Below are 6000 nucleotides of genomic sequence, written 5' to 3'. Positions count from 1 at the left end.
TTTAGGGAAGATTACAGAGAGAATTAGCTTATAAAATGACCGATAAACTAGGAATTTATATTTCAGAATCGAGTATTAATCGGATATTGAGGAAACGAGATTTAATTTCAGCTCCCAATCATATTTTGGTTTCAGCCGCAAATGAATTTAAAGATAAAAACAATTTCGTTCATCAAATGTGGGAGACTGATTATATTTATTTAAAGATTATTGGATGGTTATGATATTATTTAAGCAAATTTTAGATAATTACAGCAGATATATTATTCATTAGGAGTTTGCATTGGATATCCAAAAAGATATTTATTCTTTTCTGTCACAGAACCAGTTAAAATAAAAGTTTGGTTTAAATCAGGAAGCTCTTCTGGAACGAGAACATTATATATAACAGATGGAAAAGAAGTTATTAGTAAAGTTGATGTAAATGGTAATGACAATATTCCAACCGATTACATTGAATATAAGGGAGGTGCAGGAACTATTTATTTAGGAGGTGATCAAGCTTTAAATATATATAAAGTAGAAGTTTATGACGGAAAGCTAGGAACAACCTCTACTCTATCAACAAAAAACTTATCAACAAAAAATTCTGTAAAAGTTATAAGTTCTAATGGAAAGATTTTTATTTCAAACTTAAAAAACACAAATACTAAAATCAATGTCTATAATTTCTCCGGAAGTTTAGTAAAATCTTTAAGCTCTTCTCAAGATATTAATTTTGATTTAAATAATGGAAATTATATAGTTAATATTCAATCTGATGATGAAGTTACCTCAACAAAAGTTATTGTAAAAAAATAATCTCACAAAAAAATCTCGAGCAAATGCTCGAGATTTTTTTATTTATTCATTTGTTTCAATATACTTAATGTTTTTTTATCGACTTGATCTGCATAAAAAAACTTCAAAACATCTTTGATAATTTTTTCTTTTGGAACTATAAAGTTGAATAATGTCAAACTTGATTTCAGTTTCATTGCATCATTTTTTCCGAAAATTAATTGCGGAATTACGCCTTTATGTTTCATTAATAATACAGATAAAACTTCTAAATAATTTCCCCAAAGTTCTTCATCTTTTACAAAAGCTCTAGCCTCTTCTTTCGATGAAATTGCAAACTCTAATGACGAATCACTCGAACCTAATCCAACTAATTGAGGAAACATAAAAACAATCCAATTCGTTTGCTTTTTTCCTGCATGAACTTCCATCAAAATTTCATCGTACACAAAACTTTGCGCATCGTGAAATCGTTTCAAATTAAATTTATCGTGAGGATCTTTTTGTTTCAGTAAATCTCCTATTTTCATATTGTAAAGTTAAAAAAATACCTCACCAAATTGATGAGGCATTTTATTTTTTTTATAAGTCGATTACATTCTTTCAGGAACACCAATTCCTAATAAACGTAACGAATTCTGAATCGTATTTGCAACCCATTGAGACAGATATAAACGGAAGTTTTTCACATTTTCATCTTCATTTTTCAAGATTGGATTGTTTTGGTAGAATGAATTAAATAATTTCACCAACTCATATACGTAATTAGCAATCAAAGCTGGGCTCATTTCTGTCGCCGCTTTTTCTATTGTATCTTCGAAATCGTATAGTGCACGAACAATTTCTTTTTCAGCATCATTCAATTCTATTGCATTTGCATCAAATTCTTTTGGAGATTCTTTTCTCAATAAAGACTGAATACGCGCAAAAGTATATTGAATAAATGGTCCTGTATTTCCATTAAAATCTACAGATTCTTTCGGATCGAATAAAATACGTTTCTTAGGATCTACTTTCAAAATGTAATATTTCAAAGCACCCATTGCAATTGTTTCGTACAATTCAGCTTTCTCATCATCAGACATTCCGTCTAATTTTCCTAATTCTTCAGAAATCTCTTTTGCTGTATTATAAACTTCTTGCATCAAATCATCTGCATCTACAACAGTTCCTTCACGAGATTTCATTTTTCCGTTTGGTAAATCAACCATTCCGTAAGACAAGTGATGTAAAGCATCAGCCCAAGAATAACCTAATTTTTTCAAGATTAAGAATAAAACTTTGAAGTGATAATCTTGCTCATTTCCTACAACATACGTCAATTCTTCTAACGTCGGATTATTTTTGAAACGCTCTACAGCTGTTCCCAAATCTTGCGTGATATAAACTGAAGTACCGTCCGAACGTAAAACTAATTTTTCATCCAAACCTTCTGCAGTCAAATCAATCCAAACAGAACCATCTTCTCTTTTGTAAAAAACACCTTTGTTTAAACCTTCTTCAACAATATCTTTTCCTAAAATATAGGTATTTGATTCGTATAAATATTCGTCAAAAGCAACACCAAGACGTTTGTACGTTTTTGCAAAACCATCATACACCCAACCGTTCATTTTTTGCCAAAGCTCAATAACTTTTGGTTCTTGTGCTTCCCATTGACGCAGCATTTCTTGTGCTTCTAAGAAAATTGGAGCTTCTTTTTTCGCTTCGTCTTCCGATTTTCCTTGCGCTTCTAATTCTTTGATTTCTTGACGATAATGTTTGTCAAATTCCACATAATATTTTCCAACCAAATGATCGCCTTTCATATTTGCAGATTCTGGCGTTTCACCATTTCCAAATTTTTCCCAAGCAATCATCGATTTACAAATGTGAATCCCACGATCATTAATAATTTGTGTTTTAATCACATTATTTCCTGCTGCTTCAATAATTTGAGAAACCGAAAATCCTAACAAATTATTACGAACATGTCCTAAATGCAAAGGTTTGTTTGTATTTGGCGATGAATATTCTACCATTACCGTTCTAGAATTTTCATCAACTTTCGTAATTCCAAAAGTTGAATTTTGAGCATTTTGAGTAAAATTTTCTAAAAATTCTACTGAGTTTAAACTCATATTCAAGAAACCTTTTACAACATTAAACGCTGTAATTTTATTATTTTCAACCAAATTTTCACCGATTTTAGTACCGATTTCTTCTGGTTTACCTTTCAAAGTTCTGATTAATGGGAAAACAACTAATGTATAATCACCTTCAAACTCTTTCCTTGTGAACTGAATTTCAACAGATTCAGGGTAAATTTGATAAACGTTTTGAATCGCTTCTAAAACATTCTGCGTGATGTATTGTTTTAAACTCATTTTATTCCTTTTTACTTAATCGAAATGCAAAAGTACGAAGTTTCAACGAATTTGAACGGATTGCACATTGAGTTTTTAAGAAGTCATCAAGAAAACTTATCTTTGCAAAATGAAAGCTACATTCGCGGATTTCGAATTAACAAAACAATTGAGTTCGGCTTTAGAAAAGTTGAATATCACAACCCCAACTCCAATTCAAGAAAAATCATTCAAACCGATTCTTTCTGGACGAGATATAATGGGAATTGCCCAAACAGGTACAGGTAAAACAATGGCTTACTTATTACCTTTATTGAATACTTATCAATACTCTAAAACGAATCAACCAAAGATTGTTATTTTGGTTCCGACGCGCGAATTAGTTGTTCAGGTTACCGATATTTTAGAGCAATTAACGGAGTTTATCAATGTTCGTGTTTTAGGAATTTATGGTGGTGTAAACATCAATACTCAAAAATTATTGGTGTATGAAGGCGTTGATATTTTGGTTGGAACACCAGGTCGTGTTTTAGATTTGGCGATAGACAATGTATTATCATTCAAAGAAATGAAGAAATTAGTGGTTGACGAATTTGACGAAATGTTGAGTTTAGGTTTTCGTCCGCAACTGATTCATTTATTTACAATGATGAGCGAAAAACGTCAAAACATTTTATTTTCTGCTACGATGACAGATCAAGTAGATGATATGTTACACGAATATTTCAAAAATCCTATTGAAATTTCATTGGCTCGTTCGGGAACACCATTAGAAAAAATCACTCAATTGGCTATTCCAGTTGAGAATTTCAATACAAAATTGAATTTAATTGTTCATCAATTAGAAGACAAAGCAAAATTTGAGAAAGTTTTAATTTTCTCAAATAATAAAAAACATGCTGATTTAATTTTCAATCATTTAGATGAAATTTATCCAGATGAATTTGGAGTAATTCATTCTAACAAATCTCAAAATTATCGTTTGAGAACAATGGAAGCCTTTACTAGAGATGAATACCGAGGAATTATAACGACAGATATTATGGCTCGTGGTTTGGATATTCCAGATGTTACGCATGTTATCAATTTCGAAATTCCAGATGTTCCGGAACAATATATTCACCGAATTGGGCGTACAGGACGTGCGGATAAAAAAGGAGAAGCGATTTCTTATTTTTCTGAAAAAGAAATTGAACGTTTAGATGATATCGAAGCCTTGATGGATAAAGAGATTGAAGAGATTCCTTTCCCTGAAGAGGACGTAAAAATTAATCCTGTAAAACGTGAGTTCGAGAAAGATGTTGTAAAAATGAAACAGCTTACAACTGTAAAAATTGAAGAACGTGGTGCAGCATTTCACGAGAAAAAAGATAAAAATAAAAAGGTGAATTTAGGAGGTCCTACGAAACGTAAACCACCAAAATCTAAACCTAAAAACCGTGGTCAGCAAAAGCAAAAAGCGAAAGCACGCAAAAAAGGAAAATAAAATGAAAGCGACCAATTGGTCGCTTTTCTTATTTTAAAATCTGTTTGAATTTAGATTTAAATTTTGCAATTTTTGGTCCAACAACTGCCGAACAATATGGCTGATCTGGATTTTCATTGTAATAATCCTGGTGATAATCTTCAGCTGGCCAAAATTTATCTAAAGGCTCTATTGTTGTAACGAATTTATCTTCATACAAAGTTCCGTTATCAAACTCTTTTAACGATTCTTCTGCTTGTTTTTTTTGTTCTTCTGATGTGTAAAAAATACTCGAACGATATTGTGTACCGACATCGTTTCCTTGTCTATTTAACTGTGTTGGATTATGAATATTCCAAAAAATTTCTAATAATTCTTTGTACGAAATCATTTCATTGTCAAAAGTAACTTCAACAACTTCCGCGTGATTTGTATCTGTATCACAAACCTGACGATAAGTAGGATTTTCTACATTACCTCCTGCAAATCCAGAGATAGCTTGTTCTACTCCATTTATCGAATTAAAAATTCCTTCCACACACCAAAAACAACCAGCTCCTAAAACTGCTATTTCCTTGCTCATGTCTTCTCTATTTTTACTTATTCAATCAAAAAAAGTTCTAATCTATCAGAACCATTCTTATATTTTTATACCAATTGGAAAGCGGTATCATCTTTTACGTCACCAATCACAAAAGTACTGTGAGTACTACCAATTACCTTTATTGTTGTTAGTTTATTTACCATAAAATCTCTGTATTCGTCCATATTTTCGAAAGACATTTTGATAATGTAATCGTAATCACCACTTACATGATAACTCGCCTGAACTTCTTTTAAATTCACAATTTCGTTCTCAAAAATCTTGATGTTATCAGTAGAATGTTGTTGTAACTTAATATGACTAAATACCAAAAGTTCTCTGTTAATTAATCTTCTATTTACAAGCGCAACATATTTAGAAATAATTCCTGATTTTTCTAATTTCTTGATTCTTTCATGAATTGCAGTTGACGATAAATTTAACTTATCAGATAATTCTTTATAGGTAATTTTACTGTTTTCTTGTAGATACATTAGCAGCTGTTGATCGAGAGTGTCAAATTTCATTTCAGTTAATTTTTTTCTAAAGTAACAATATTATTTTGAATAATTATCTATATAGATTAAAAAAATTAATCATTTACAGAAAATATATTTATAATTTATTAAAACACACCGTTTTTTGTTCTATTCTAAAAAAGATAAAAAGTTAAACTCTATAATTTTTATATACTAATAAATGTTAAATATTTTTCATTATTCATATTATTCATTGTATATTTGAGCTCGAAAAATCGAGAGGAATGATTTGACTGATTGCAACCTCATAAAACAATTGCTAAAACAGGACTTCAGTTTTCTCTTTCC

The 6000-nt window shown here is 30.6% G+C and carries 6 protein-coding genes; 2 read left to right on the top strand and 4 right to left on the bottom strand.

The window, feature by feature from the left end:
* Positions 1-258: 258 nt before the first annotated feature.
* The gene (locus tag B4E95_RS13125; protein ID WP_407933558.1) at positions 259-801 is read left to right on the top strand and encodes a T9SS type A sorting domain-containing protein; all 543 of its coding nucleotides are present in this window, start codon (positions 259-261) and stop codon (positions 799-801) included.
* Positions 802-839: 38 nt separating this feature from the next.
* On the opposite strand, the gene B4E95_RS04630 is transcribed toward B4E95_RS13125, so the two are convergent.
* Positions 840-1310, bottom strand: a complete 471-nt coding sequence (locus tag B4E95_RS04630; protein WP_291048060.1) for a DUF1810 family protein — start codon at positions 1308-1310, stop codon at positions 840-842.
* A 63-nt stretch (positions 1311-1373) separates the two neighbouring features.
* Positions 1374-3146, bottom strand: coding sequence for an arginine--tRNA ligase (gene argS, locus B4E95_RS04625; RefSeq protein ID WP_291090288.1), 1773 nt, complete (start codon positions 3144-3146; stop codon positions 1374-1376).
* Positions 3147-3255: 109 nt separating this feature from the next.
* Between argS and B4E95_RS04620 the strand changes: the two genes are divergently transcribed.
* Complete coding sequence (locus tag B4E95_RS04620; RefSeq protein ID WP_291063295.1) at positions 3256-4611, top strand: DEAD/DEAH box helicase; 1356 nt, start codon at positions 3256-3258, stop codon at positions 4609-4611.
* 28 nt (positions 4612-4639) lie between these two features.
* On the opposite strand, the gene msrA is transcribed toward B4E95_RS04620, so the two are convergent.
* Complete coding sequence (gene msrA, locus B4E95_RS04615) at positions 4640-5173, bottom strand: peptide-methionine (S)-S-oxide reductase MsrA (RefSeq protein ID WP_291063293.1); 534 nt, start codon at positions 5171-5173, stop codon at positions 4640-4642.
* A gap of 65 nt (positions 5174-5238) precedes the next feature.
* Positions 5239-5700: an Lrp/AsnC family transcriptional regulator gene (locus B4E95_RS04610; protein WP_291063291.1), complete on the bottom strand. Its 462-nt coding sequence runs from the start codon at positions 5698-5700 to the stop codon at positions 5239-5241.
* Between the last annotated feature and the right edge of the window lie 300 nt (positions 5701-6000).

Source organism: Empedobacter sp. UBA7494 (assembly GCF_002478465.1).
Lineage (GTDB): Bacteria > Bacteroidota > Bacteroidia > Flavobacteriales > Weeksellaceae > Empedobacter > Empedobacter falsenii_B.
This window is presented reverse-complemented; position numbering and strand designations above follow the sequence as displayed.

Bases quoted from the DNA above. Each gene is read 5' to 3' on its own strand.
- B4E95_RS04620 (WP_291063295.1), top strand. From the start codon at position 3,256: ATGAAAGCTACATTCGCGGATTTCGAATTAACAAAACAATTGAGTTCG.
- B4E95_RS04610 (WP_291063291.1), bottom strand. From the start codon at position 5,700: ATGAAATTTGACACTCTCGATCAACAGCTGCTAATGTATCTACAAGAA.
- B4E95_RS04630 (WP_291048060.1), bottom strand. From the start codon at position 1,310: ATGAAAATAGGAGATTTACTGAAACAAAAAGATCCTCACGATAAATTT.
- msrA (WP_291063293.1), bottom strand. From the start codon at position 5,173: ATGAGCAAGGAAATAGCAGTTTTAGGAGCTGGTTGTTTTTGGTGTGTG.
- argS (WP_291090288.1), bottom strand. From the start codon at position 3,146: ATGAGTTTAAAACAATACATCACGCAGAATGTTTTAGAAGCGATTCAA.